General features: G+C 44.4%; 35 protein-coding genes. 29 read left to right on the top strand and 6 right to left on the bottom strand.

Translation table 11 applies throughout. The annotated features are described in order from the left end of the window. The first annotated feature begins 494 nt into the window (after positions 1 to 494). The 19 genes from ALIPUT_RS12750 (at position 495) to ALIPUT_RS04710 (ending at position 11261) form a co-directional block, all read left to right on the top strand. Entirely contained in the window at positions 495 to 671 is a 177-nt protein-coding gene (locus tag ALIPUT_RS12750) for a hypothetical protein (RefSeq protein ID WP_155813745.1), read from the top strand. Between the two features lie 26 nt (positions 672 to 697). Continuing rightward, the gene (locus ALIPUT_RS04805; protein ID WP_004328610.1) at positions 698 to 883 is read left to right on the top strand and encodes a hypothetical protein; all 186 of its coding nucleotides are present in this window, start codon (positions 698 to 700) and stop codon (positions 881 to 883) included. Between the two features lies 1 nt (position 884). After that, the gene (locus tag ALIPUT_RS04800) at positions 885 to 1541 is read left to right on the top strand and encodes a hypothetical protein (protein WP_004328609.1); all 657 of its coding nucleotides are present in this window, start codon (positions 885 to 887) and stop codon (positions 1539 to 1541) included. 11 nt (positions 1542 to 1552) lie between these two features. After that, positions 1553 to 2437 (top strand): hypothetical protein, encoded by an 885-nt coding sequence (locus ALIPUT_RS04795; RefSeq protein WP_004328608.1) that lies wholly within the window; start codon positions 1553 to 1555, stop codon positions 2435 to 2437. A gap of 273 nt (positions 2438 to 2710) precedes the next feature. Next, the gene (locus tag ALIPUT_RS04785) at positions 2711 to 3091 is read left to right on the top strand and encodes a hypothetical protein (RefSeq protein ID WP_004328606.1); all 381 of its coding nucleotides are present in this window, start codon (positions 2711 to 2713) and stop codon (positions 3089 to 3091) included. Between the two features lie 78 nt (positions 3092 to 3169). After that, positions 3170 to 4480: a hypothetical protein gene (locus ALIPUT_RS04780; protein WP_004328605.1), complete on the top strand. Its 1311-nt coding sequence runs from the start codon at positions 3170 to 3172 to the stop codon at positions 4478 to 4480. 117 nt (positions 4481 to 4597) lie between these two features. After that, positions 4598 to 4951, top strand: a complete 354-nt coding sequence (locus tag ALIPUT_RS04775) for a hypothetical protein (protein WP_004328604.1) — start codon at positions 4598 to 4600, stop codon at positions 4949 to 4951. 13 nt (positions 4952 to 4964) lie between these two features. Next, entirely contained in the window at positions 4965 to 5549 is a 585-nt protein-coding gene (locus tag ALIPUT_RS12400) for a hypothetical protein (protein WP_004328603.1), read from the top strand. Positions 5550 to 5560: 11 nt separating this feature from the next. Then, the gene (locus tag ALIPUT_RS04765) at positions 5561 to 5863 is read left to right on the top strand and encodes a hypothetical protein (RefSeq protein WP_004328602.1); all 303 of its coding nucleotides are present in this window, start codon (positions 5561 to 5563) and stop codon (positions 5861 to 5863) included. 63 nt (positions 5864 to 5926) lie between these two features. Next, the gene (locus ALIPUT_RS04760; protein ID WP_004328601.1) at positions 5927 to 6139 is read left to right on the top strand and encodes a hypothetical protein; all 213 of its coding nucleotides are present in this window, start codon (positions 5927 to 5929) and stop codon (positions 6137 to 6139) included. 4 nt (positions 6140 to 6143) lie between these two features. After that, a complete protein-coding gene (locus ALIPUT_RS04755) occupies positions 6144 to 6950 on the top strand; it encodes an N-6 DNA methylase (protein WP_147554520.1) in 807 nt (268 codons plus the stop codon). A 32-nt stretch (positions 6951 to 6982) separates the two neighbouring features. After that, positions 6983 to 7576 (top strand): tyrosine-type recombinase/integrase, encoded by a 594-nt coding sequence (locus tag ALIPUT_RS04750; RefSeq protein ID WP_040293212.1) that lies wholly within the window; start codon positions 6983 to 6985, stop codon positions 7574 to 7576. A gap of 134 nt (positions 7577 to 7710) precedes the next feature. Then, entirely contained in the window at positions 7711 to 8226 is a 516-nt protein-coding gene (locus tag ALIPUT_RS04745; RefSeq protein ID WP_004328598.1) for a DNA gyrase inhibitor YacG, read from the top strand. A gap of 5 nt (positions 8227 to 8231) precedes the next feature. Then, a complete protein-coding gene (locus ALIPUT_RS13005; protein ID WP_004328597.1) occupies positions 8232 to 8705 on the top strand; it encodes a hypothetical protein in 474 nt (157 codons plus the stop codon). Next, on the top strand, positions 8686 to 8952 hold the full coding sequence (locus ALIPUT_RS04735) for a hypothetical protein (RefSeq protein WP_004328595.1): 267 nt from the start codon (positions 8686 to 8688) through the stop codon (positions 8950 to 8952). Before ALIPUT_RS13005 ends, ALIPUT_RS04735 begins: the two co-directional genes overlap by 20 nt. Next, the gene (locus tag ALIPUT_RS04730) at positions 8952 to 9434 is read left to right on the top strand and encodes a hypothetical protein (protein WP_004328593.1); all 483 of its coding nucleotides are present in this window, start codon (positions 8952 to 8954) and stop codon (positions 9432 to 9434) included. Before ALIPUT_RS04735 ends, ALIPUT_RS04730 begins: the two co-directional genes overlap by 1 nt. Further along, a complete protein-coding gene (locus ALIPUT_RS04725) occupies positions 9431 to 9886 on the top strand; it encodes a hypothetical protein (RefSeq protein WP_004328592.1) in 456 nt (151 codons plus the stop codon). Before ALIPUT_RS04730 ends, ALIPUT_RS04725 begins: the two co-directional genes overlap by 4 nt. 105 nt (positions 9887 to 9991) lie before the next feature. Then, complete coding sequence (locus tag ALIPUT_RS12745) at positions 9992 to 10693, top strand: hypothetical protein (RefSeq protein ID WP_147554519.1); 702 nt, start codon at positions 9992 to 9994, stop codon at positions 10691 to 10693. Between the two features lie 13 nt (positions 10694 to 10706). Beyond that, the gene (locus ALIPUT_RS04710) at positions 10707 to 11261 is read left to right on the top strand and encodes a hypothetical protein (protein ID WP_004328590.1); all 555 of its coding nucleotides are present in this window, start codon (positions 10707 to 10709) and stop codon (positions 11259 to 11261) included. A gap of 16 nt (positions 11262 to 11277) precedes the next feature. Here ALIPUT_RS04710 and ALIPUT_RS04705 read toward each other — a convergent pair whose 3' ends face one another. Further along, positions 11278 to 11931, bottom strand: coding sequence for a hypothetical protein (locus ALIPUT_RS04705; protein ID WP_147554518.1), 654 nt, complete (start codon positions 11929 to 11931; stop codon positions 11278 to 11280). A gap of 91 nt (positions 11932 to 12022) precedes the next feature. Here ALIPUT_RS04705 and ALIPUT_RS04700 point away from each other — a divergent pair, with 91 nt between their 5' ends. The 6 genes from ALIPUT_RS04700 (at position 12023) to ALIPUT_RS04675 (ending at position 14755) form a co-directional block, all read left to right on the top strand. Next, positions 12023 to 12253, top strand: coding sequence for a hypothetical protein (locus ALIPUT_RS04700; protein WP_004328588.1), 231 nt, complete (start codon positions 12023 to 12025; stop codon positions 12251 to 12253). Between the two features lie 78 nt (positions 12254 to 12331). After that, a complete protein-coding gene (locus ALIPUT_RS04695) occupies positions 12332 to 12766 on the top strand; it encodes a hypothetical protein (protein WP_004328587.1) in 435 nt (144 codons plus the stop codon). A gap of 12 nt (positions 12767 to 12778) precedes the next feature. Continuing rightward, positions 12779 to 13441, top strand: a complete 663-nt coding sequence (locus ALIPUT_RS04690; RefSeq protein WP_004328586.1) for a hypothetical protein — start codon at positions 12779 to 12781, stop codon at positions 13439 to 13441. A 175-nt stretch (positions 13442 to 13616) separates the two neighbouring features. After that, positions 13617 to 14135 carry a hypothetical protein gene (locus ALIPUT_RS04685; RefSeq protein WP_004328585.1) on the top strand — a complete coding sequence of 173 codons (519 nt, stop codon included), beginning with the start codon at positions 13617 to 13619 and terminating at the stop codon, positions 14133 to 14135. After that, positions 14135 to 14527, top strand: a complete 393-nt coding sequence (locus ALIPUT_RS04680; RefSeq protein WP_004328584.1) for a ribonuclease H family protein — start codon at positions 14135 to 14137, stop codon at positions 14525 to 14527. Before ALIPUT_RS04685 ends, ALIPUT_RS04680 begins: the two co-directional genes overlap by 1 nt. 21 nt (positions 14528 to 14548) lie before the next feature. Beyond that, the gene (locus ALIPUT_RS04675; RefSeq protein ID WP_004328583.1) at positions 14549 to 14755 is read left to right on the top strand and encodes a hypothetical protein; all 207 of its coding nucleotides are present in this window, start codon (positions 14549 to 14551) and stop codon (positions 14753 to 14755) included. A 272-nt stretch (positions 14756 to 15027) separates the two neighbouring features. On the opposite strand, the gene ALIPUT_RS13000 is transcribed toward ALIPUT_RS04675, so the two are convergent. The 5 genes from ALIPUT_RS13000 to ALIPUT_RS04650 form a co-directional block, all read right to left on the bottom strand. Beyond that, a complete protein-coding gene (locus ALIPUT_RS13000) occupies positions 15028 to 16167 on the bottom strand; it encodes a V-type ATP synthase subunit I domain-containing protein (protein ID WP_187117663.1) in 1140 nt (379 codons plus the stop codon). A gap of 5 nt (positions 16168 to 16172) precedes the next feature. Continuing rightward, complete coding sequence (locus ALIPUT_RS04665) at positions 16173 to 16490, bottom strand: hypothetical protein (RefSeq protein ID WP_011109311.1); 318 nt, start codon at positions 16488 to 16490, stop codon at positions 16173 to 16175. A 68-nt stretch (positions 16491 to 16558) separates the two neighbouring features. Beyond that, on the bottom strand, positions 16559 to 17677 hold the full coding sequence (locus ALIPUT_RS12395) for an ABC-three component system protein (protein ID WP_229034974.1): 1119 nt from the start codon (positions 17675 to 17677) through the stop codon (positions 16559 to 16561). Between the two features lie 61 nt (positions 17678 to 17738). After that, entirely contained in the window at positions 17739 to 19160 is a 1422-nt protein-coding gene (locus tag ALIPUT_RS04655) for an RNA-binding domain-containing protein (protein WP_004328579.1), read from the bottom strand. A gap of 5 nt (positions 19161 to 19165) precedes the next feature. After that, entirely contained in the window at positions 19166 to 19372 is a 207-nt protein-coding gene (locus ALIPUT_RS04650) for a helix-turn-helix transcriptional regulator (protein WP_040293447.1), read from the bottom strand. Between the two features lie 504 nt (positions 19373 to 19876). Here ALIPUT_RS04650 and ALIPUT_RS04645 point away from each other — a divergent pair. From ALIPUT_RS04645 to ALIPUT_RS04630, 4 genes are all read left to right on the top strand, one after another. After that, positions 19877 to 20461, top strand: coding sequence for a metallophosphoesterase (locus ALIPUT_RS04645; RefSeq protein ID WP_004328577.1), 585 nt, complete (start codon positions 19877 to 19879; stop codon positions 20459 to 20461). Between the two features lie 15 nt (positions 20462 to 20476). Next, positions 20477 to 21019: a hypothetical protein gene (locus ALIPUT_RS04640; protein WP_004328576.1), complete on the top strand. Its 543-nt coding sequence runs from the start codon at positions 20477 to 20479 to the stop codon at positions 21017 to 21019. Positions 21020 to 21034: 15 nt separating this feature from the next. Further along, entirely contained in the window at positions 21035 to 21802 is a 768-nt protein-coding gene (locus ALIPUT_RS04635) for a metallophosphoesterase (RefSeq protein WP_004328575.1), read from the top strand. Positions 21803 to 22462: 660 nt separating this feature from the next. Continuing rightward, a complete protein-coding gene (locus tag ALIPUT_RS04630; protein ID WP_004328573.1) occupies positions 22463 to 22858 on the top strand; it encodes an ATP-binding protein in 396 nt (131 codons plus the stop codon). Positions 22859 to 23007 lie beyond the last annotated feature (149 nt).

The raw sequence follows: 23007 nt of genomic DNA, 5'->3' as shown, positions 1-23007 counted from the left end.
GACCATACATCGAACGGATAAAGTCATGCCCCACATCGGTAGTCGCATCGTTATGTATCCTCTAAAAATGTAACGACAATGAATAAGAAACAACTCAGACGCAGGGCGTACCTGCTGTACAAACTGCGAAAGAAAGGCATCCGGTGCCTGACACGCCAGTTCACAATCTTCTATCCATACGGGAAAGACCCTGTAACAATGGCGGAAATTGTTCACCTCCGAAAAGAATTCCACTTCTCGGTACAATTTGAAATCGCATGAGGCGGCTTCTTAACCCGGACATTCAATGCACCGATCCCGACCAACTGCAATTCTGCTTGAAAATATCAGATACGGTATTCTGGTATTGCGAGCCGAATACCTGCCACCCGGATTTACTGCCGTGTGCTGAAACTGAGTCCAGCCGGATACACCAACGGTATCTCGGATACCCGACGGAGTTTCTGCGTGATGCACACAATGTGTCCGAGGTCCGGAAATTCGCAACGGACAACATGCTTTGGCGGGAAGGCGAAATCGACGTGACGGATTTCAGCCGGTCGGAGCAAGAAGAATTACTGAAAGATTACGGTTACAAGTGGGATGATTTCTCCGCAGACATCGACCGTAACCAGATCATTTGTGAGAACCATTTCGAGCAATACCTGCTCGACTATCGAAACGACATTTGAATGAACAATCAAAATCATAAATCATCATGCAATACGAAACGACAGATCGGCGCACGAGGGCCGTAAAATACCTCCAACAATACACCCGCGCCATGCGGGATGTGATAGAGCGTTTTGTCGAACTGTTCTGGGATCAGGAGGTGACGGACGAAGAGAACCTTATAGCTTTCGAGAATTACGAAAGCGAGTTGGAAACTGCTTATACATACTGATATGAACAGATACGAACAAATAACCTATAAAGGACACCACATCAATATCTACTACGATGACTGCCCCGAAAGTCCGCGCGAGTGGAGCAACCTCGGCACGTTCTACACGGCACACCGGCGTTACCGTCCCGAAAAGGAGTTCGACGAACATTTCGACTTCGACGAAGTATGCGACGGCCGTCCCGGAAACATTCGGAAATCATTCCTGCAAAAACATGTCGCTTTGAACCTTTTCCTCTATGACCATAGTGGTCTCAGCATTTCATCCGGCCCCTTCTCGTGCCGATGGGACAGCGGATGGTTCGGGATTGTGGCGGTCAGTGTTGAACAGGTAAAAAAGGAATACGGCTGGAAAGTGCTCACGCAATCCCGCCGCAAGAAAATCGAGGAATACCTCCAAAATGAAATCGACACGTACAATGAATACCTGCATGGTGAAGTGTACGGATTTCAGGTTACGCCGGAAGATGACGACACGGAAATTCTGGACAGTTGCTGGGGATTCTTCGGTGATGACGGGCTCGACCAGCTCAAGAGCGAATGCCAGGCTTACATCGATGATAGAATTGCCGAGGACAACCGGCAAAAACAAGCCGAATATCTCTGCACATTCGGTCTGGAGCTCCCATTCCCGGAATTTGCATTATCAACAAACTAACACATACCGCAATGGCTGATAAACTGAAATATAACGCAACAAAAATCATAAACGGCTACAAAATAGACGTTAAGGTGCGGCTCGACGATGACTGCCGCAACGGACATGCCGACTTCGGCATTACAGCAACCATCTACGAAAAGGACAAATACGGTGTCTGGAAATGGTGCATGGCAGGGTGTTGCCATGAACAAATTGCAGTGGCCTTTCCCGAACTGTGTCCGTTCATCGCCTTACACCTGTGCGACGCCAAAGGAGCACCGATGTATGCGCAAGGCAACGGATTCTACCACTTGCGAAATAGCTCCAAGGAGGTTACAATGAGCGAACTCCGTATTACCCAACAAGAGTACGACCGATTCCTTCGTGAAGCGGAAGACCAACTTTACTTCACCTACCTGCTTCAGACGATGGGAATACCCGCTCGTTGGGAGGAGGAAGCCCGCGCCGCAATCAAACAACTCGAAGAACTGACCGAAGAACAATTTGAGGACACCTCCGTTCGCTATCAATTCACCCCTCTCACAGAGGAAGAATTCCAGCTTGTGGAAACCCGAATTGCCGAAGGGTATTATCTGCCCGCCAACATTAAAAAACGCAGACACGAAGCCCTGCTTGCCGCCAAACGGAAGAAAATAGAAGACCTTAAAACCCATGCGGCAAATGAAAAGGCGAAAATCGATCAGGAACTCGCCGTCAAACTCCACGTGCTTCGCTGTGGAATGCCACTCGACAACTTCATCTACTACGACCATCGAAACACGGGCGTATTCAACTGGCGGGACTATGCTTCCAAGAACGACATCGTTACCCAGGAACAATTTGACCGCTTCCTGAAAAAAGTGGACTATTCCAAACTGCCTTCCGGCATCGAATTCCAACTCAAATCCGCGTGACATGATACAGGTACAATACATTCAGGAATGCGTATGCGGAGCGATGACCGTAACATTCGAGAACGGCGCAAGTAACAGTATGAGCCGCGAGGTTTTCAACCGTATAGGATTTACGGGAGAACGTTTGCCGCAGGTCTTCTGTAATTGCAATCATTGCGTCAACCATTGGGGCATCGATCTCTGCAAATGCGGCTCAGGGCAGCCCGTCGGCAAATGTGACTGCGGAAGCGATGAGGCCAGCGAGGAATTCGGCATAAAAAGACCTTTTATCGGATGGGTATTTTAGCAGACCAAATCAACGCACTCGACCGTTTGGAAGAACAGTATAAACGGGAGAAAGAACGTATTGAACAGGCCATTGCCGATACCGTGCGCAGCGTAGGGCAAAATCCGGCTGTCAGGCCAATCGGGAAAAACATGTTCACGATTCCCATGTCCGAACTGATAAACGCCCCTTGGTCTCCGGAATTTCACGACTGGACGATTCAAGCGGAACGCCTGTTGGCCGTACTGAACAAAAAACCGGTCAAAGATTGGCTGACATTCATAAGGGAACTGCTCGACAAGAACTCCGGTAACGGGTGGTCCGGTGTCACAGTCTGCAAACAGGTACTGAGCAAAAAATTCCTCCGGAAGGTTCTCGAACGACTATAAAAATTAACACGAGAGAGAAGGTTATCGCCTTCTCTTTTTCATTTTCAACTATTCTTCAACAGATAAAACAGAAACATCATGAGATACGTCGTAGATGCCCCGATGGTCGCCCATCTATGGGCACATCAAAGTCAGGATAGCGCACGGAATGGGCGCAACTTCTACTTCGAGGGCAAAGATATTTATTCCTATGGGTCACATTTCCGATGTGCCTCGGTAGAAGCAAATCAACAAGGGCAAAAAGCCTATCTGGTAACAACCCGGACCTATTCCAACACCACCTGCAAACACATGGGCATGGTGCGGAAAGCGATTCCCTACGGAGAACTGATTTTCTACACGCCCCGGTCGGTTTCCCTACACAACGACAGGCTGTCGGAATACAGCTATTACGAATCGGCATATTACATTGTCGATCAAGTAGAAAAAATCAGTGATTACATCAATGCACAGCAGAAATCCCGCACTCAGAATTATACGGAACATGTCAAAGAATGCCTGCTCAACATCGGTCGCTGGATTGAATTCTGGGGACTTGACAAACGGCAAAAGTCCGCAACCGGTCGCTGGCTCATGCCGGTACTGGCCAAATTGAGCAGTACCGCAAAAAAAGACATTACGAAATTCTGGACCGTAACAGGCGAACGACCTCGTTATTCCAGTGAACTACCGAGAGAAAACAAGTCCGAATATCAGGAGTTGTTCCTCGATATTCTTGCACGCGGTCTGCTTCAAACCACATCAGCCGCAGAATACAAAACCCGGCTCTCTCAACTCTTTATTGACCGTACCGACGACCCGCTGCTGTGGGAGCATTTTGCCGAACGTAAAGAACGGCAGGACGCAATCAATCGTCGAAATGAAGAACTACGGGAGCAGCGGTATGCCGAACGTCGTGAGAGATGGTTGCGTGAGGAAGAGGAGCGGCACCGTATAGCCAACATGTCTTTTGAGGAGAAAAAAGAGCTATGGTATTCGGGCGAAATTTCAAATAGATGGTTCACCGTTCCTTACGGCCTTGACTTCAATGCGTTGCTCCGGGTACACAACGGGTGCATCGAGACCTCAATGGGCATTCAGGTCAAAGCCAAGGAAGCTGTCCGCCTTTGGAAACTGGTTGAACTGTTCCACAAAAACGAAGCCGACTTCCGACATGACCTTGTCCATGATGCCAACAACCATAATTGGAGTATCAATTCATACAAGAACGACATTCTGACGGCCGGTTGTCATCGCATCAGATACGAAGAAATGCGGAATGCCGCAATGAAACTGGGCATTGCAGCCGATGGAACAGAAAACAATCCGCCAACTCAAAAAAGGAGAGCTCTTCCGCCTCTCAGACCGCGAAACCGCTCCGGTCTGGGTACGTGGAGAATATATCCGTGAAGCGAAGAAATACATCACCTACAAATACGATGATGTAAATCACGAGCGGTTACTCTCCGGCGACAAGCGTGTCATCGTCGATTTCATTTTTTGACCGACAATAAAAATCTATACAATATGAGCAGAAGTTTACACACCGGAAAAATCTACCGCATCGAATACATGAATTGCAACCACGGAATGTTCGGCGGTGACGGACAAGAAGCATTTTACAACATCCTATCAATGTTCGATATCGCCAATTCGGCAGAAGACGAGTTCGATGACGATTACGAAGTTCAACGCATTGAATTGGAACGCTTGCGAACGATCATTGGTGAGGAAAATGAAACATATCAGGCACATGCCGAGGAATTTCACGAGGAGTTGAACCGAGCACGAACAAGCAAAGAAGACTTTATAAATATGCTCGACCTCCTGATCAAAGAAAGCGATCCGAGCAATGATTGGGTTCTCATCTCTTGGTTCTAAAACATCTGAAAATATGAAACGAACAAATGAAAACATCGTCTCCAGCTTCTTCTACTACATGTGGAACCGCTGGAGCAAAGCGGAATGCAAAACCGTATTCGGTGGCATGGCCGGGCATTTCTGGGCAAAATGGTGCGGTCTGAGCAGTGCCACGTTGTCAGGTGCCGCCGAACGCTTCTATGCTGAACTGGGCAACAACGCCCGTGACAAAATCGTGGAACGGGCGTGCGAACTCTATGACGGACAAAGGTTCGTTACCGAAAGGGAGGAGGAAGATGAAAGTCAAATCAATGTATGCGAATGTTGCGGCTCCCGTGATATTCAGGTACGGGCATGGGTCGATGGCAATACGAATGAATACATCTCGGACATTGATGATTCCGATGACGATTTTTGGTGTGACTCGTGTGAAGAGGCTCACTATTTCGTCTCAATGAAAGAGTACAAAGAACGAATGTACCAATGGTGGAAACACCTTGATCTGGAAGAAAACAAACGGCTGTCCGGCGATGCCGAGGACCTCGACGCCTGGTGGAACTCCTTGTCTTTCGACCAGCAGCGGGAGCTGTACAAGAAAAACTATTGGGACGAAGAGTAGGAGGAACCAAAATGATGAAAGAATTGCATACTCTCGACCACTCTGTCGCCATTACCGATGACGAAGAGGAAATCGTTGAGGTTTGGACGACACCCCAAACCAACCCGAAAACTTTCCGAGAAAGGGTAAAAAGCCTGATGATTTCCGGTTTGTCGCAATCAGAGGCCGAACAAATTGCCTCCACCGAACCGATGAAACTGGAACTCTTCTATGATGTGGAACTCGGCAGCTTTGCCATTGACGCCGAAGCTGTCGGCAACACACCGTTATATCATCCCTTTACGGGCAATGAAATACCCGATGAAACGACTTAGTAAACACAATTTATTCACCCGAGGCGGAGAGCGAAAGTTCTTCGCCTTTTTAATTTTTCAGACATGAAATACAAGAAAGCAACTCTCCAAAAACGGCTGGAGCGTCTTGAAGAAAGCCGCAGCAAAGAGAACGCCCGACTCACACGGGTCGCCAACAACATCGGTTGGGGTGCCGGAATGCGCCGCACCAAATGTACCCCTTCGTTCGCAAAGCTGGACAGCATCGACGAGAAAATCCGCAATGTAAAACGCCTTCTGGCAGAATGTGAAGATTAAGATTATGGCAAAAGGATACAACGCCCCGGCAGAAGTCCGGGAACTGGAAAAACAAATCAACGACTTCACGTATCGGAACGGACTGGACGTGAAGACCGTCTTTCAGGACCTGTTGCGCTACATCGTACACGGGTTCTCGCTCCCTGACACGCCTCCGCTCTCCGATTGGAGGTATAATAAAGAACAGACCAAAGTATTCTACGACATGTTCGCCACATGGATTCAAATCATGTCACAGCAAATCAAACGGCACGGCTGGTACGATGCATTCGGTGACCTGTTCATGGCTCTGACTTCCCAGAGCGGCCAGCAACAGAAAGGCCAGTTCTTCACGCCTGCGCACATTACCGACCTGATGTCGAAAATAACAATGGGCAAGCAAGAATCGGATGCCAAAATCCTATCGGTGTGCGACCCTACGGCAGGCAGTGGCCGGACGCTGTTGGCGGCCAAGGCCGACCGACCGCAAAGCTATCTGGTCGCATGGGACATCGACTACACCTGCTGCCTGATGTGCGTGTGCAACTTTCTGATAAATGGCTGTGTGGGCGAGGTGGTCTGCATCGACTCACTCCGGATGGATAACTTCCGGGGAGCCTGGATTGTCAACGAAGCCCTATGCAGAACGGGACTTCCCACGGTTCGCAAACTCGACGAAAAAGAGTACAACCTTTTCAAGCAGGCCGACATTCCGCCTTACGTCTTCTTCATCAACCAGAAAGGCTACGACGACTATTTCCGGATGCGGGAAACGTGGGCGAAAGTCATGTCCCTCTTTCAGGAATCCCCGACACCCCAAACAGGCATGTGATGTCGCATTATTAACATAAATTCTATATGCCTATGTCAGTCAAAGGTCAAATCACTACCGCCGAACCTTTGGAATTCAAGGATTTCCTCCGCCTGCTCTCCAGCCTTCATGAAGACGGCAATTATCTTTGGGAACTTTACTGCTGCATCTCTTTCTGTACGGCCTGCCGTGTGTCCGATGTCCTGTCAATGACATGGAAAGACGTGCTCGATAGAGATGCACTTTACAAAATCGAACAGAAAACCGGCAAGACGCGCCAGATTCCGTTCAACGAAAACGTACAGCGGCGAATCACGTCGCTATATAAACTGCTCGGTTCACCGGACAAACGGTTGCCGGTCATCTGCAACCCAAAAACGAAGAAACCCTATACCACCCAATACATCAACGACACCCTCAAATACCTGCGGGTAAAATACCGGCTGCCAATCAAGCGATTCTCCAGCCATACCTTCCGCAAGACTTTCGGCCGCTACGTTTACGAATCGATGGGACGTACCACCGAAGCGCTCATACTGCTGTCGATGATTTTGAAACACTCGTCACCGCAAGTGACAATGGTCTATCTGGGAATCCGGCAGGAAGAGATTGCCGGAGTTTACGGAACCATTCAACTCAATTATTGATACATCATTCGCCATAATGATAACCGGAGCTGTCCTGACGTGAGTCCCGGCAGCTCCACTTTTTTTTTGAAAAATCAATGGACGGGCAACGCCCGCCTCTCCAACATATTAGCTAATCTTAATAAAACCCGTTTATGGACAACATCAGCAATATCATGGCCGCCATTGTGGCCATTATGAAAAACAATGGTCTGACGGAACTCTCGTTGGGCGATTATGCAGAACAGGAGGATCCGACCTTCATTATTTGGTTCGATAACGACGGAACTCCTTACGACGACCCGGCCATCAAAGTCATCGTGGAGAACTCCGAAATCTCGGTCGAAGTGGAGGCCCGTGACTTCTCCAACAACGTAACCCTTCAGGATTACGAAATAGACCGTCTGGAATGGTGGCAAGGTCTCCATGCCGGTGTGTTGAGGATTCTCGAAACGGATGGCAAACGCCGTTGTCCGGCCTGCGGAAAACCGCTTCGTGCCCGGCAGAAATACTGCTCCGAGACCTGCCGGAAATTCGCAATGCCCCAGCCGACACCGCAAAAGGTAGTCGAACTGGCAAACAAACGCATTCAGAAACTTATCGCCTGCATCGCACAGGGAAACCGGAAACTCAAACGATCATTAACAGAAGAATATTTTATTAAACTCTGACGATTATGAACTTACACCAGTATTACAAAGAAAACAAAGACGAAATCAATTCGTCTATCATGGAAATTGCCAGCGACTTGGCTATTGCCCGATTAGTTGACAAACACAAACTGCCTTTCGATGCCTATGTCGAACCGGAGGACCCTGACGATCCTGACAGCGGAACCTGTTACAAGGAAGAGTATCAGGACGAATACAACCGGTTCTACGACGAAGAATACAACCGCCTTGCCCAACTGATGAAATTCGACATCACTTCTCCCGATGGCATCGCCAGGAACGGCAACGAATCTCGGGTAACCGAAGTCAAGACGGTTTACGCCACGGTTCGCTACGACATCGAGAATCGAAACGGTGGCGAGGTGTCCGAGGAGGATATCGACGACATCCTCGACCAGCTCTGCCGAGACACGAAAACCGTGGGCGACTTCATTGTGAACTCAGAAATATGCAGCCGCAATGACGAAAGTGGTTTTTAGAAAATGGAAGAACGGCGACATCATCGCACTCTTTCCGGATGATGTGGACCCACATGACGGCACTGTAACATCCTACATGCACATCGAACAGCATGGGGCCGCAGACTATGCCGGTGTCATTGCCGACACGTCTCTTGCGCAAGAGGACGAATACAAAGATTTGCTCAATGAACTGAAAGCCATCGGTTATACCGATCTGCGTGTTGTTCAGCGAGCACGACCCAAATTCACTAACAAAAACATATAATGGAAAATAAGACTTACGAAATCGAAATAGACGGACGAATCATTCCCGTCACGACAAAAGAAGTGCTGGACTTTTATCCGAAAGAATATCGTCTTACCGAAGACGACATCCGGCAATATGCTGCCGCTTACACTGCCCGAATTAAATGTTACAGAGAGTATGACGGTCTGCTTGATGCCACTCTCGTTCGCAGGCTTCTGGACGAAGAACGCCTGATGAAAAACGGAGAGTCGGACGGCTTCCGTCTGCAACTTGATTGCAGATGGTATGTGGAACTTCGCAAAGAAGACGGACCGCGAGTTGCCCCGTTCAAATATGCCATAGAGGCTTATTGCTTGGACAATATCCAATCTTTCTCACGTCGGTACGTCAGCATGGAAAAGGCACTGCTGCATTGCCTGAACGGATTCAATGAAAATACCGCCATACCGGACCGCTACACATCCATCCAAGATTATCTTTCCAAACATCCCGAACAATGATAAAAGCAACTATCATATTTGGCGGCGATGCCACCAGATACTACAATGAGACCAGCCAACTTCCGTCTTCCGAATGGCTGATGGACAACGGTGGTGTAGTCAAGAATATAGAATTTTCTACCAAGGCGGAATACGACGCTTACGTGCAAGGCGTATCGGACGCCCACCTATGGGATGATTACCATATCCTCCCAAATGCGGACGAAGAGCCCCAACCGGAAGTAACGATCTGGATGCGCTTAGGCGTGACCGTACATGGAAACAAGGATGATATCGAGAACATCATCCAGGGAGATAGTGCAACCTTGAACCGACTACTTAAACGGCGCAGTTTCGACATCGATGGAGAAGCGTATATCCCTGCATCCGTAATCGAAGAGTACAACAAGGAAAATCAAACCGACTTCGACGAAGAGGATATTGATTTTCCGACTACTTACATATCACAATAAATTATGACACCGCAAGAACAAGAACGGAACTTATCGCAGAATATCATAGATTCTCTCTGCCACATATCCGAACGCCCCGACGGGTGGTTGCCTCACATCGTGTTTGTGGAAGAAGAAGGTGAAGACGGCTATCCCTGCTATGTCAGGTACAACCTGCTCGACTATCACGCGGACGGTACTTGTACGCTCCAGCGCCCGAATACGGATGTTCAGGAAACAGACCGCGAGCTTCGTGAAATCAACGTAGATTGGCTTATAACTATCTGGAATTGGTACAAGGAACTTTGTGCAGAACAAAACCTATCTTCTAAAGAGTACTCTCGTCCTCCTTTCCGAGGCGGTGATTTTGTTCGCCTGACCGACGATGCCATCGCAGAAATCCGCAGAATATTCGGAGATATTCCGGCTGACTATCGGAGAAATATGCTGCTTCAGGTAAAATACATGCGGCAGAATAGCGCGAACAGTTCATGGCACATCGGCGTACAGGACATCCACGAAGACGATGTGCTGGAATTTGACAGTAATTTTCTTCGTTCGGCAACGGTGGACGACATTAGCTCCCTTTCCAACAAAGAACGGTTCTATGCTTTCGTTTGGAGTTGCAATCATCTGAACCGCAGTGTTTCGGATGCAGAACTGCTCGACGCCTGGCGAAACGGTCCTTCCCGCAGTGCCATTGACGAAGAAGACGAAACCGAATACGAGGTCGAACGCCTGACGCTGGACGAATTGGCAGAGCGCATCAACGATGAATGCTTTAACGATACCGAAGATTATGTCCGATTCATACAAATAACCGATTAACATAGAAAATACCATGTTCATATCGAAATCATTAGCGAAGAAACTCCGTCATCCCGCTTCTGTATTGTTGCGCGACGGAGTAGACAAAGACGGCATCCCGAAAATCGTGGTGCGTCAAGTAAAATCAGCATGGGGCAAATTCGAGCCGACCGGTCGTCAAGGCGGAGTCTGTTTCTCCGCCTTATCCGACGGTACTACCCAAACCATCTATGCAGGCCTGTTAGGCTACCACACCGGAACAGAGGCCAGCATCCAGCCTTTGATACTCAACGACTATTTCTGGCGGTCGAAAATGCCGTACAATGACTGGCCGGACTTCCTTCGGCAGGCGGCGGAAAAATTGCTTGCTTCCCGAGCAGACACCGATCCTCGTATCACAGCCTCAAAGCTCACAACCACGAACTATTGGTTCTGTGACAAATGGTACGGAAACCGGCTCTCTTTCGTCCGCTTGCGGGACGCGAAGAAAGCCGCACGCGAGCAAATCGGAGAAAGCGTAACCATATTCTCCAACAAGACTGGAAACATTGTCTGTTTCGCCTCGGCATCAGGGTATTGTCCGCCCTGATTGCCTTATGAAAGAACTAAATACATTCAGTATCCCGAGAGATTTCCGGAAAGTTATCATCTACTGTTCCGGGGATATTTCCGTGAATACTGTATTCTTTGGCTGAGATAGTGGATTCCGTATCGTTTTCATGGTCTTCTTTACGGAACAAAATGGGAATAGCCTCAGATTGATAGGATTCCTGCTCATTGCTAACCGCATATCTTACTTCATACGCCTCATCGAAAGGAGTTACCAAAAAGAGGCGGAGAGATGCTGAATATAAGTACAAAGGATGTCGCACCATTTCGCCAGGTAATATAGGTTTGGTTTCACCTTGCCTTATAGCGATATAATCCCCTTTAGGCTTTATGGTTATATCGGAATGATGCTGGTCTGTATGTACAATTATACGGTAAATCTCAATGGGATAAGACAAATTCTTGACCAATATCTTCATACCCCACATCACATCATGTTTCAATGTAATTTGGATTTTGGGATATATGGTGTTCCCGGCCTGAATACGTGCCATTTCATATTGGCGCGTAAATGTAGCTGCCATTTGGGATAGACTGTCAATCTGTTTTTGAGTCCCTTTTTGACTTCTAATCACATAAATAAAGGTTCCTGCGGTTGCCAAAGCACCGAGGGCTGTAATACAATTGATAATTATTTCAAAATTAGACATAAACATACTTTAATACTTAAATGCAAAGATATGAATGATTTACAATGCAGCAAAATTTCATTCAATATCATATCAATAAAACCAATCAATCATGAACAAAGACAGACGAAAACAACTCGAAGATGTGAGAGATTCACTGGACGAAATCATCTCATCCTTAAACGACATCAAGGACGAAGAACAGGATGCCTACGACAACATGCCCGAAAGCCTCCAGTCATCAGACAAAGGCTCCCGCATGACCGATGCCATCGATACTATTGACGAAGCTATCTCTTCCATCGAGGAGGCGCAGCAGCACATCGACGAAGCTGCCGCATAAAAATAACAAAGCGGCTTGCACCGGTTCCTTCGTCCGGACCATTATTCTTTATTTACATGAACCATTAAAAGCAACGTTATGACAATAGAAGAACTGTTAAACAGCTACTTTCAGCGCGCGGCAAAAGCCTCCGGACAGCTCGACATCATCGAACGTGCCGAAGCCGAACGGCAACCCGTGCCGAAATTGAACATTACGGTACCGAATTATGCGGATGAAGTCATCCGGCCCATTCTGAAAATGGTGGCCGAAGCTCTTCCCGAATACGAAATCTCAGTGCCGTCCTCCAAGCAATGCAAACTGGTCAACGGACTGTTCCAGATACGTACCCCGAAAGTTTGTCTCGGCGGTCTCTCGTATCCGACCAAGGACGACCACAAACTCTATTTCGCCCCGCTATTTCATCGTAAGGCCGGCGAAAGACAGGAAGTGAAGAATTTGGAGCAGTTAGTGAAAATGCTCCGTGAGGAACTCAACAAACGGGGATTGTTAATCCTTCCGAAACACCTTTAATTCAATGATACCATGACAGAAGAAGAATTGAAACGACAGACGGAACGGGAAATCCGGTGGCGGATAGGCTTCCGGCTTCTTCCGTGGGGTCTCCTGATACTTATTATCTGTATCGGCCTGCTCAAAGACTGCGTCCGCTCACGAGACCCGATTGATGACAGCATCAACCGCTCGCAGGAGGTTGTCCGGCATCTCGAAGTATGCGACACCACCCGAAACGGATTCCGTGTAGTTTACGTCACCAACAATGCCGTTACAACAGAACGGTTGAACGAAATCCGACTACGCCGACCGTTGAATCTGGCATTCTGCAAACTCCAAGACAGTGCAGCATTCTACTTCGGCGGGAGCCTGCTCCAAACCGACATCTACGACTTTGCCGCATACGCCCGCCGGTTCGATGTGGACGATGACGTGCGGATGCAGAACATCTTCATTTTCGGCACTGAGAAACAGAAATTGTATGTCGGAAAGAACCCACGGATAGCAAATTCCGCTTCATGGATCAATCCGGCCACCGAACAAGGAGTGCAGTACATCAACGCCGACGATATTTATTTCCGTATAGAAAAAGGCGAAAGAGTCTATCGGTACTGGAAATGTCACGGCAACCACTCAACCTCCACTGCCGACGAACGTTTCAGCCATTTTTCCGAAGACGAAAGACTATGGTAACAAACTCTGTTTCTCTCTGTAAATAGCCGGTTTATCGGTCTGAAAATAGTAGTAAATTTATTTGTTTACTCCAAAACGAAAATATAAATTTGCGTTATAATTTTTAATAATAATGACTGATTTACATTTTGTTAATTGAGCGTAAAACCAGATTGGAAAAATATGAAAGCAGAGTATGATATCAGAGCGAACGCAATTAAAATTTGCGACCTCGGAAAGAACCGGCGAGATCATCGGATTCGTGTCGCGCCACTCGAAGACAAAGCAACTGCGAGGAGTACGTGAGGATTCACCTTACAAGAAGAAAATTTGTGTATTGTCTGAAGACCTGAAAGGCAAAGTCCAGCCGAACATATTGTATTCGGTCGAACTCAAAGCAATGCACTCACGCAACGGTTTTGTCGTAGTAGCGGCTACACCGCTTCTTTTCAAGGCCACGATTGACACACTGGTGATACCGGGTGGAACTTACCGGGTAACTGTCAACTTCGGAAACAAAACCGTTTACTTCGATCCGCTGGGAGGTAATTCATACTCCAGCAAGACAGTATCGGGAGTTGTCTCCCTGTTACAACGCCGCACCGACATCGAAAACTTGGAGGGCGTAATCAACAGCTTCAAATCCGCTGCCGCAAGACTTCTGCGGAGAATGGCCGACGACGGATTCAGCACACCGACCATTCCCGGTTTGTAATGCGCCCGAAACGTGGAATAGCCACCGACGGGGCACATTCTATGAAAAGAGGAGTTACCCGGTACAGAGCCGTTAATTTGGCCACCGGCGAACTCCTCTTTGAACAGAATATCGGAAACCAGACCATCAATATCGGTGAATTTTTAGGCGTTGTCGAAGCCGCAAAATACATCATCGAACATCGTTTCAGTCCGGCAATCATCTACACCGATAGTCTTACCGCCCTGACGTGGTTTAACGAGAAACGAACAGCCTCGCGCAAAAGAAACGCCGCACTCAAAAAAGCGGAAATCTTTCTCAAAGCGATGGCCTCCGAAATCGACAAAATCGAAGTGCTCCATTGGAACAATTCCCTGTGGGGCGAGACGCCCGCTGATTTCGGCGAGAAATAACAATTCAACACCCCGCGACTTATGGCAAGACTTAAAAAAGACCTCCACAAATACGTCGAGATTCGGGAAGAAGACTACCTCCAATTAGTTGAAAACACAATGATAGTTGAGGCCATGAAACTGGCCGGAGTAGAAAAACTTCCCCTATGGAAAGCTGTCCGCCGAATCTTGGACGACAAACGTATCGAGATACACGTCAAACCCGTCAATCGACGATACGCTGACTGACCCCAAACAACCGGTTCCTTTCAAAAATGAACCGGTCTATAAAACATCAAAAGCCCTCGAAAACAACGTTTTTTCGGGGGCTTTTATCGTCCATGTATCTCGTAATGAGTTCGATACTCCTTTCACTTTTGTCGGAGAGTGAAAACAGACACAAAAATCTGACAATTAACGTCTTATATTGAACAACTCTGTATATCTTTGTACTCGAAACAAATTCTAACATTAACCGGCTCATGTACGGCTGTATGTTAGGAATAGCACACTGCCACCAATTAACACCTGATAAACAGGGAGTTGATATTAAAGTTGAATAGTCCTTTCAGATCTTGATGCTTAAAATATATTTCATTGTATTCATTTCGTATTGCTTCAGCATATTCTGATGATGAAATATTGGCAATCATGTGATGCGCTATTGTTGAACCGCATAATGGACAATCTACATCCTTCAGCTGAGACACCAAAGAATTTCCAGCATTAATAAATTGCAACCGACTCATTTCATCTTCGTAATCAGATTTTAAATTATTCAGCCTTGATATAAGATGAAGTAACTTCTTTTTTTCCGTCTCATATATCCTAACCTCTTCTAAAATTTGTTCTCGCTTATTATACAAAGCTTCCTCCTCCGAAGCAACCTCTGACAATTTCTTTCTATAAACATCAATAAAGCTATCATCAGTTAATGAAATATATCCAACATCGCCCAAAGATTCCAATTTTAATTCTGCCTCTTTAAGAGTTTGAGTCAAATACTCAATTTTCCCATTTATGCGAGATTTTTTATCTTTAGGATCTTCATTTGGTCTAAATTCACTATCATCAACGCCTGTCATCAAATATGCAATAAGGTTTTTCTCAACCCATTGCTGATTCGGAACAGAGTTATAGACTAATGGAGATTTGTCTTTTGCTGCAACTCTTGTTTCATCTATCATACATAAGTGACGAATAGCTGGATATGATATTTTCGTCGGATTCTTTCTCTCCGAAGATTTAGAATATATGGTTGGGACATTAGAAATTGACAACAAAAAATCAGACAAACTAATATTTGAAGAACCTTGACAACTATATTCAGTTTCTTTGTGCTGTCCATCATATTCACTTAACAAACATGGAGAAACATATACAGACATTGAATTTATGCTTCTCCTCAATGTATATACTCTTTCATCGTAAGTATGAATTTCAAGTAAGAAATCTGTATAACCATCCCCCTCTGGAGGTAAGGTCAAATCTATACTTCCTTTACCTAATACAAACTCAATTATTGAATATAATGTCGTTTTTCCTGTGTCTGATTTTCCTAGAACAACATTACACCCTTTCTGAAAAGTCAACTTCGATGTTGATACATTTTCCCCACGAGCCTCAAACTCTTTTATATATAATCCATTGTTATTCATCATGAATCTCAAATTTGGCTATTAATATATGACAGCAATTGCTCTTTCGCAATATCATGCAAGATGATATCAGTTTGGTGTATTGCTTTATATAGTTTTACTGCATATACTTCTGTTGCCAACTCTGTAACCAAAGCATTTCCTATATTACTCAGCAAATACATATTTTCATTTTGATTTATTTTGCAAACTATTAATTGTTTAGCCAACAGCAGATGCAAAGAATCATTGATTGTTTTTTGAAGTCCAACATACGTAAACTGATGATTCTTCCAATCATTATTACATGACACATAGTCGTATACAACAATACGTTCTTTTTCCATCGATTTATTATATACCGACAATATAAATAACACCCTCAAAGAGACATCCAAGACGCCATCAAGTATCTTTATTCGTTTACAGTCCATTTTATTCTATTTTCATTTGAAAGTTGATGACACACACCAACACATACATTACTATCTACTAAATGAGAAATCAGCATTGATGTCGGCATATTATAAGTTCCTGCCTTTTTTTCAACTGATTTTACTTTTGTAAAACCATCAGGATAATCATCATCCAGTTCATTGCCAATATATCGTTCTATAGATGTTACTAAATCATTAAATTCATCAGAATCTGGAGCAGTGGATTTTCTACTTGCAATCTTTACTTCTTCCGATTCATAAAACGATATTCTAGCTCTATCCAAATGTTTTCGATATTTACTTACAACTGCATTATCATCATCTATAACATTTATAATATGACCCGCATGTTCGGAATAGGCATCATTAAGATTCTGAATATAATTACGTTCTGTGTTTATTGGAGAATGTGGTACTTGAAGAGGAGTACGTTTAATCATATTAAATCCACCTCCAAAATAATAGAAATAATAAGGACTTTGACGTATCTCATCAATAAACTTTATCGGCTCTATTTTCTTTATAATATTAAAATTAAATTCATCAATATAAGTAGATAATTCCTCATTTAATGCTACCCAGTTAGTACCAACTTTTTTATTTATCACAGTTTCCCAGTCGTTTTTCAGCTTAATTTTAAGATTTTTTCCATTATTGCTAAGCAAATCAACGAAAGACTGACTAACATCTTTGGGACAAAGAATATAATAATTCTGTGGTATCGGATAGGTGTTATTAAAAGTATATATCAATAATTTGCCCATTTCTCCACACAGGTCACTATAGGTTAGTGCTGATTTATATTGTTTACATTGATATAAGTCAAATGCGCCTTTTACCCTATCATAATATGCCAAAACATCACGCCCTTTATCCCCAGCCTGACCGACTCGGTATACTTCAGTATATCCTTTATTGCCCAAACAGGAATATGCCCATACGCATACCAGTTCTTCATATGTATCTTCATCAATACTATAAAGTCTTTGTAATGGAGTCATATTACAAAGAACCCTATCTTCATTACTTAACATATTTGGGGTGTTTGATAAAGGTTGCTCAATAGGCTCAAGTACTAATGAATCCAAATTACTCATATAGGCATAAATAAAAATTAAACTTGATATTTCAGTTAATTTATTTCTATCCTCTATTTCCTTAAAGAGAACCTATCACTTTCCATTGCCCACCTTTATCTGGACCAACACGTTGAATCAATCCTTCATCCACAAGTGTTTTTAAGCGACGTTTTACACTACTATCATGAAGCCCTGTCTTTTCAGATATTTCAGTTCTGCTTATACTAGGATTCGACTTTATCAATTCAAGTATAATTCTCATCTGGTCGCTTTTCTGGTCGCTTTCTGGTCGCTTCTGGTCGGACTTGGTAGTTTCTTGCCATTCCTCCAAAACATTGGCGCATACAGTCGCTTTCATGATGAAGGCAACCAAGTTGTATTGCGGCTCTTTGACACCTAATGCCGACAACTCACGGCACATACGGTCAACTCCCTCTCCGAACTCTTTTACATAGTCATATGCTTTGAGGAATTCCGCAATTTTCGGATTGCGAGAGAAATGGGTATGACGAATATTGTCAGTGCGAACAATGCCCGGCAACTTGCCTGGTGTTTCGAACACAAGACGGTCGTCGAACATCTTTATCTGAATTTCCGTGCCCTTAATACTGTAATCGCGATGGCAAACGGAGTTCACCACCATCTCTTGTATTACAAACTTGGGGTATTCGCGGTCGGTTTTGAAGATGCCGTCCTCTCCGAGATAGGAATGCTCCTTGACCTGCGTTTCAAGATATTCGACAGTTTTCTGGATCTGTTCAAGAATACGACCATCGAAAGTAACATCTTTGATGACATTCATTTCACGTCCCACCTTTTCCTCTGTGCCGAAATATTTGATAAAACGCACTCTTGCACGAGGAAAGAATGTCTGAGGATGCTTGCCAAAAAGCAATATACAAGCTGCACTGACTTGCGGCACATCACCTTTATAGGTCACAAAACCTTTGTTCTCTTGCAGATATTCCATTGCAGACTTGCCATAGCCAATCCGTTTCATGTAGGCTTTGACTGCATCCATATCTATATCATCAAGCGTGGCATCGTATGCTGTGGAATCCTCGTAATAGCGTTCTCCTTTGTCGTACATAAGTTGCAAACGCTCATCAAAAGTCAGTTTGCGTGATTTGTCTCCTACACGCCAAAACACTTCATCGGCTTGATTCGCATGAAGTCGCGGACTTGCAGGGATGTGCATCAACAATACACGGTTATCACGTCCCTCAGCATCCGTACAAGGCACATAATCCGTAGTGACAGAAACTGATGGAACACAAAAGTCCAAAGGTGTCCGCAATATATCATTGAGATGTTCCTTGTCCTGGTTAACACCCTCTATTCTGCGAGTCTTATCGGATATACCCACAGCAATCATTCCACCATCTGCATTCGCCATAGCGACTATGATAGTGGCAAGGTGTTTAGGCTCAATTAGGATACTTTTACAGTCAAAAGTCTGACCTTCCTGCATCTGCCGTATTTCTTCTATTGTATATTTCATATCCTCTATTTTTCTTTTGTATGGCAAATCAATCTGTGAATATCCACATCCAGCACTTCTGCTATCCGCGCCAATGTGTATAAATCAGGTTGCGAATGATTGTTGCACCACTTTGACACCGTTGCCGGATCTTTCTGCAAAGTTTTAGCAAGCCACTTACTCATAATGCCTTTCTCAGCTAATACAGCCTTTATACAGTTCAAATTCGCCATATTATATTCAATTATAAATTGCGTCAAATGCAAAGCTACATATTTTATTTGGTTTGCGAGCATGATTGAAAAATAAAATCCTATATCATAGTGTTTTGGCAAAAGAATTTAATGAAAAGTGATGTGAGAATGGAATTTATTTGCTAATTTTGCATTGCTTTTAAGACAATAAAACATTAACAATGCAAAGAAACAGAATGAACATATTTTCAATAACAACCACAATTCAGAGCAACAAACGCACTGAATCCGTGTCGAGTGTTCATGTTTCATGCATTGAACCTCGTAGAGCAAATACTTTCCAGCGAACATAACGAGTACATTATTGTACTATGAGAGAAAAGAAACTGAATAGTTGGAGAGTCCTTACCAAACTTTCCAACTATTCAGTTTGTATGCCCATTTGTGACAGTCGCCTTTGTGATGCTCTTCTGCCATTTCCGTCTGATGGGCTGTTGGTAACCGGATTATTAACGTGCAGTGATGCACACAAATTGCAAAGAAATGAACTATAAATTTGATGGCAGTAAGGTGTTCTTTACATCCGATACCCATTTTTATCATGGGAATATCATTCGTTTCTGCAACAGACCGTTTAAGGATGTGGAAGTGATGAATGAGACTATAATCTCCAATTGGAATAATACAGTCGGGCAGGATGATATCGTGTTTCATCTGGGAGATTTCTGTCTTGGCGGTTCAGCCGAATGGACTAAAATCCTTGACAGGTTGAACGGAAAGATATATCTGATTATGGGTAATCACGATTTGAAGAATATACGCCAAGGCTACATTGACAGATTTGAACATGTGGCAATGCAGATGCACATAGAAATTGGCAAACAGAGGATATATTTGAATCATTATCCCTTTCTATGCTTTGATGGAGGATATAAAGATGTGTGGCAACTATTCGGACACGTTCACACAAGAAAGAACAACACCGGAATAGATGCTGCCCGGCTTCAGTATCTCTATCCAACGCAATATGATGTGGGAGTAGATAACAACAACTTTACCCCTGTTTCATTTCAACAAGTGAAGAGAATAATTGAAAATCAAGTGGGACAATTTAATAAGAATAAATGATAAGGAAGATTAACAATGAGTGAATATACTACCATTTATTTAAGATGCAAGGAGATACCTTTGTTGAAGTACAAAGAGCATCCTTCGTATGAGGAATATCAAAAGTTATCTAAGGAAGATTTAATGAAAGTTAATCGAGAGATTGATGAATATAACAAACAAGTCACCAAGTCTTTGGGATGTAAATTGTTTTATCTTAGCACTACTCCAAGCCGAGAGTTGACGATACTTCCATGGAGTCCTTCTCCGAGTATACTAACCAAAGGCCTGCTTGATGAGATTCTTTATTTCTACCAAGAAGAGATTGATAATTACAAAAATGCTATTGCTAAAAATAAAGAAGATATAGCCAAGTTGGAAGTCCGTATATCCAAAGCAAATGTCAATTTGTACGGTAGAATCAGCAAGGAGATAGACGAATGCTATGAAAGAATAAATTTTGAAGAAGAAGAACTCGAACACTACCAATACTTGTACAACAAATTTGCTTTCTGTAGCAGTATCATAAACAACGAATCAAATTCAGAGTATTATGAACTGATTTACACAAAAAGTTAATAACATAAATAGATTATGAAGATACAATATATGAGTGACCTGCATTTGGAGTTCAGCGACAACAGCAGGTGGTTGAAGCATAATGAATTGCCTGCGACGGGCGATGTTCTGGTTCTTGCCGGAGATATATTCTATTTGAAAAACAAGGTCGCGCCTTTGGCTAACTTTTGGAAATGGGCATCTGCGAATTATCGTCAGGTGCTCATTGTGCCCGGAAACCATGAGTATTACAATTATTGTGATGTAATGGACAAGGGATTGCAATGGAAATGGCTGTTCAAGAACAATGTAGGATATTATCAGAATCAAGTAGTGCGGATTGATGATACCGACTTTATCATGAGCACTTTGTGGTCTCGAATATCTCCATCTGACGAGTATTTTGTGTGGAAGGGCATGAACGACTTTCGGCAGATAATGTATAATGGCAAATTGCTCCAAACAGAGGAATTCAATCAGATGCACAACTTCTGTTTGGATTTCATCAAGCAAAGTCTGGTGGAAACCACCGCCAAACACATTGTGGTAATAACGCATCATCTTCCCACATTGGAGGTTGTTGCATCTCACCATAAAGGTTCTGTGTTGAATAGTGCATTTGCAACTGAACTGAGTAGGCTTATCGCCGACAGTCGCATTGATGCATGGATTTATGGGCATTCACATACCAACATTGATGCTGAGATAAACGGAACAAAGGTAGTTTGCAATCAGATGGGATATGTTTTTGAGAACGAACATATCGCCAATGGTTTTAATCCGGGCAAGTGCCTTGTCTTGTAAAAGGCATGAACTCGTCAGCAATACGCTAAAGCCTCAATATATCATATAGTAACTAAAAATGCTCCTTTTTGTATATTATATGATATGTTGGGGCTTTAAAAATTCAGTTATTCGAAAATTTCCAATAACTGAATTTTTGCTTGCCAAAAGAAAAAGATATGTCTCCACTCTCAACTTGACTTTAATGACCGTTATTATATACACGGGCAATAAAGTTAAGTCAAATAGAGGGAGAGAAGAAAATTAGCCTACTGGGTATTTTTTCTTTTCGCCAGCAATCAATATCAGTCACTCCGTGTTCAATCTTGGAGGAGCAACCAGCAATATAGACATAGGCATAACACTAGATGAAATGCTATGCAAAATCTTCCGAAAACCTCATAGTACAGCTGGCAAATTTGCCCCCAAAACCACCTTTTTTATCAAAGTCTTTTCATTTGTTTTCCTGTACCGGAAAAACGCATTATCTTTGCATCAGTTCAGCGAAGAATAAAGAGCAAAATAAGACTTTCCTACCGTTTAATTTTCAAAACATTGGTAGACAATTAGTCCAATATGCTGCATCGGTATCGAACTGGGCAACGCTCAAAACGGCACGGTCGATTTGGGGCGCTTCTCGCTCGACAACATGGAGTCGGTGACGCTCTACAACGGGCAGAAATGAGAAATGTGCGGTTGAATTTCCGCCAACAGGAACGTTCGCACCTGATGGAAAATATGATTTACAACGATTTGATCCGCAGGGGATATTCGGTAGACGTGGGAATAGTAGAACTGACGCGAATCATAGAGGGCCGACGCCGCTCGTCGCAATACAAGATCGACTTCGTGGTCAACGTGGGCAATGACAAACTGTATATCCAGTCGGCATTACACGTAGACACGCCGGAAAAGAAGGCACAGGAAACCTTCTCTTTGAGAAACACCGGCGACTTCTTCCGCAAGATCGTCGTGCTGGACGGCAACAGCAAGCCGTGGACGGATGAGGATGGCGTCATGTATGTGGGCGTGATCCCGTTCCTGCTGGAAGATATTGTGGCCGAGGCGATCGGATAAAACAGGGGACGGCGTTTCCTGTCCCGCAGGGAAAAACGGACGGTACGGACTATCGGTATCCACCACGGTACAAGAGGCTGTCGGCCGGCTTGCCGGCCCCTCCTGCCGCTTTTCCAATGCAAATACGGGTTGTTTTTGTCGTTTTTCTA

Source organism: Alistipes putredinis DSM 17216 (genome assembly GCF_000154465.1).
In the GTDB taxonomy this organism is placed as follows: Bacteria; Bacteroidota; Bacteroidia; order Bacteroidales; family Rikenellaceae; genus Alistipes; species Alistipes putredinis.
The sequence above is the reverse complement of the archived record's forward strand: the minus strand, read 5'-3'. Positions and strand labels throughout refer to the sequence as shown.

Coding starts and splice junctions, on each gene's coding strand:
- ALIPUT_RS04680 (WP_004328584.1), top strand. CDS start 14,135: ATGCGCCCGAAACGTGGAATAGCCACCGACGGGGCACATTCTATGAAA.
- ALIPUT_RS04650 (WP_040293447.1), bottom strand. CDS start 19,372: ATGGCGAATTTGAACTGTATAAAGGCTGTATTAGCTGAGAAAGGCATT.
- ALIPUT_RS04640 (WP_004328576.1), top strand. CDS start 20,477: ATGAGTGAATATACTACCATTTATTTAAGATGCAAGGAGATACCTTTG.
- ALIPUT_RS04695 (WP_004328587.1), top strand. CDS start 12,332: ATGACAATAGAAGAACTGTTAAACAGCTACTTTCAGCGCGCGGCAAAA.
- ALIPUT_RS04800 (WP_004328609.1), top strand. CDS start 885: ATGAACAGATACGAACAAATAACCTATAAAGGACACCACATCAATATC.
- ALIPUT_RS13005 (WP_004328597.1), top strand. CDS start 8,232: ATGAACTTACACCAGTATTACAAAGAAAACAAAGACGAAATCAATTCG.
- ALIPUT_RS04685 (WP_004328585.1), top strand. CDS start 13,617: ATGATATCAGAGCGAACGCAATTAAAATTTGCGACCTCGGAAAGAACC.
- ALIPUT_RS04690 (WP_004328586.1), top strand. CDS start 12,779: ATGACAGAAGAAGAATTGAAACGACAGACGGAACGGGAAATCCGGTGG.
- ALIPUT_RS04775 (WP_004328604.1), top strand. CDS start 4,598: ATGAGCAGAAGTTTACACACCGGAAAAATCTACCGCATCGAATACATG.
- ALIPUT_RS04635 (WP_004328575.1), top strand. CDS start 21,035: ATGAAGATACAATATATGAGTGACCTGCATTTGGAGTTCAGCGACAAC.
- ALIPUT_RS04630 (WP_004328573.1), top strand. CDS start 22,463: ATGAGAAATGTGCGGTTGAATTTCCGCCAACAGGAACGTTCGCACCTG.
- ALIPUT_RS04705 (WP_147554518.1), bottom strand. CDS start 11,931: ATGTCTAATTTTGAAATAATTATCAATTGTATTACAGCCCTCGGTGCT.
- ALIPUT_RS04710 (WP_004328590.1), top strand. CDS start 10,707: ATGTTCATATCGAAATCATTAGCGAAGAAACTCCGTCATCCCGCTTCT.
- ALIPUT_RS04780 (WP_004328605.1), top strand. CDS start 3,170: ATGAGATACGTCGTAGATGCCCCGATGGTCGCCCATCTATGGGCACAT.
- ALIPUT_RS04785 (WP_004328606.1), top strand. CDS start 2,711: ATGGGTATTTTAGCAGACCAAATCAACGCACTCGACCGTTTGGAAGAA.
- ALIPUT_RS04655 (WP_004328579.1), bottom strand. CDS start 19,160: ATGAAATATACAATAGAAGAAATACGGCAGATGCAGGAAGGTCAGACT.
- ALIPUT_RS04750 (WP_040293212.1), top strand. CDS start 6,983: ATGTCAGTCAAAGGTCAAATCACTACCGCCGAACCTTTGGAATTCAAG.
- ALIPUT_RS04765 (WP_004328602.1), top strand. CDS start 5,561: ATGATGAAAGAATTGCATACTCTCGACCACTCTGTCGCCATTACCGAT.
- ALIPUT_RS12750 (WP_155813745.1), top strand. CDS start 495: ATGCTTTGGCGGGAAGGCGAAATCGACGTGACGGATTTCAGCCGGTCG.
- ALIPUT_RS04700 (WP_004328588.1), top strand. CDS start 12,023: ATGAACAAAGACAGACGAAAACAACTCGAAGATGTGAGAGATTCACTG.
- ALIPUT_RS04675 (WP_004328583.1), top strand. CDS start 14,549: ATGGCAAGACTTAAAAAAGACCTCCACAAATACGTCGAGATTCGGGAA.
- ALIPUT_RS04795 (WP_004328608.1), top strand. CDS start 1,553: ATGGCTGATAAACTGAAATATAACGCAACAAAAATCATAAACGGCTAC.
- ALIPUT_RS04730 (WP_004328593.1), top strand. CDS start 8,952: ATGGAAAATAAGACTTACGAAATCGAAATAGACGGACGAATCATTCCC.
- ALIPUT_RS04805 (WP_004328610.1), top strand. CDS start 698: ATGCAATACGAAACGACAGATCGGCGCACGAGGGCCGTAAAATACCTC.
- ALIPUT_RS04745 (WP_004328598.1), top strand. CDS start 7,711: ATGGACAACATCAGCAATATCATGGCCGCCATTGTGGCCATTATGAAA.
- ALIPUT_RS04725 (WP_004328592.1), top strand. CDS start 9,431: ATGATAAAAGCAACTATCATATTTGGCGGCGATGCCACCAGATACTAC.
- ALIPUT_RS04755 (WP_147554520.1), top strand. CDS start 6,144: ATGGCAAAAGGATACAACGCCCCGGCAGAAGTCCGGGAACTGGAAAAA.
- ALIPUT_RS04735 (WP_004328595.1), top strand. CDS start 8,686: ATGACGAAAGTGGTTTTTAGAAAATGGAAGAACGGCGACATCATCGCA.
- ALIPUT_RS04645 (WP_004328577.1), top strand. CDS start 19,877: ATGAACTATAAATTTGATGGCAGTAAGGTGTTCTTTACATCCGATACC.
- ALIPUT_RS12400 (WP_004328603.1), top strand. CDS start 4,965: ATGAAACGAACAAATGAAAACATCGTCTCCAGCTTCTTCTACTACATG.
- ALIPUT_RS04665 (WP_011109311.1), bottom strand. CDS start 16,490: ATGGAAAAAGAACGTATTGTTGTATACGACTATGTGTCATGTAATAAT.
- ALIPUT_RS12395 (WP_229034974.1), bottom strand. CDS start 17,677: ATGAGTAATTTGGATTCATTAGTACTTGAGCCTATTGAGCAACCTTTA.
- ALIPUT_RS04760 (WP_004328601.1), top strand. CDS start 5,927: ATGAAATACAAGAAAGCAACTCTCCAAAAACGGCTGGAGCGTCTTGAA.
- ALIPUT_RS13000 (WP_187117663.1), bottom strand. CDS start 16,167: ATGATGAATAACAATGGATTATATATAAAAGAGTTTGAGGCTCGTGGG.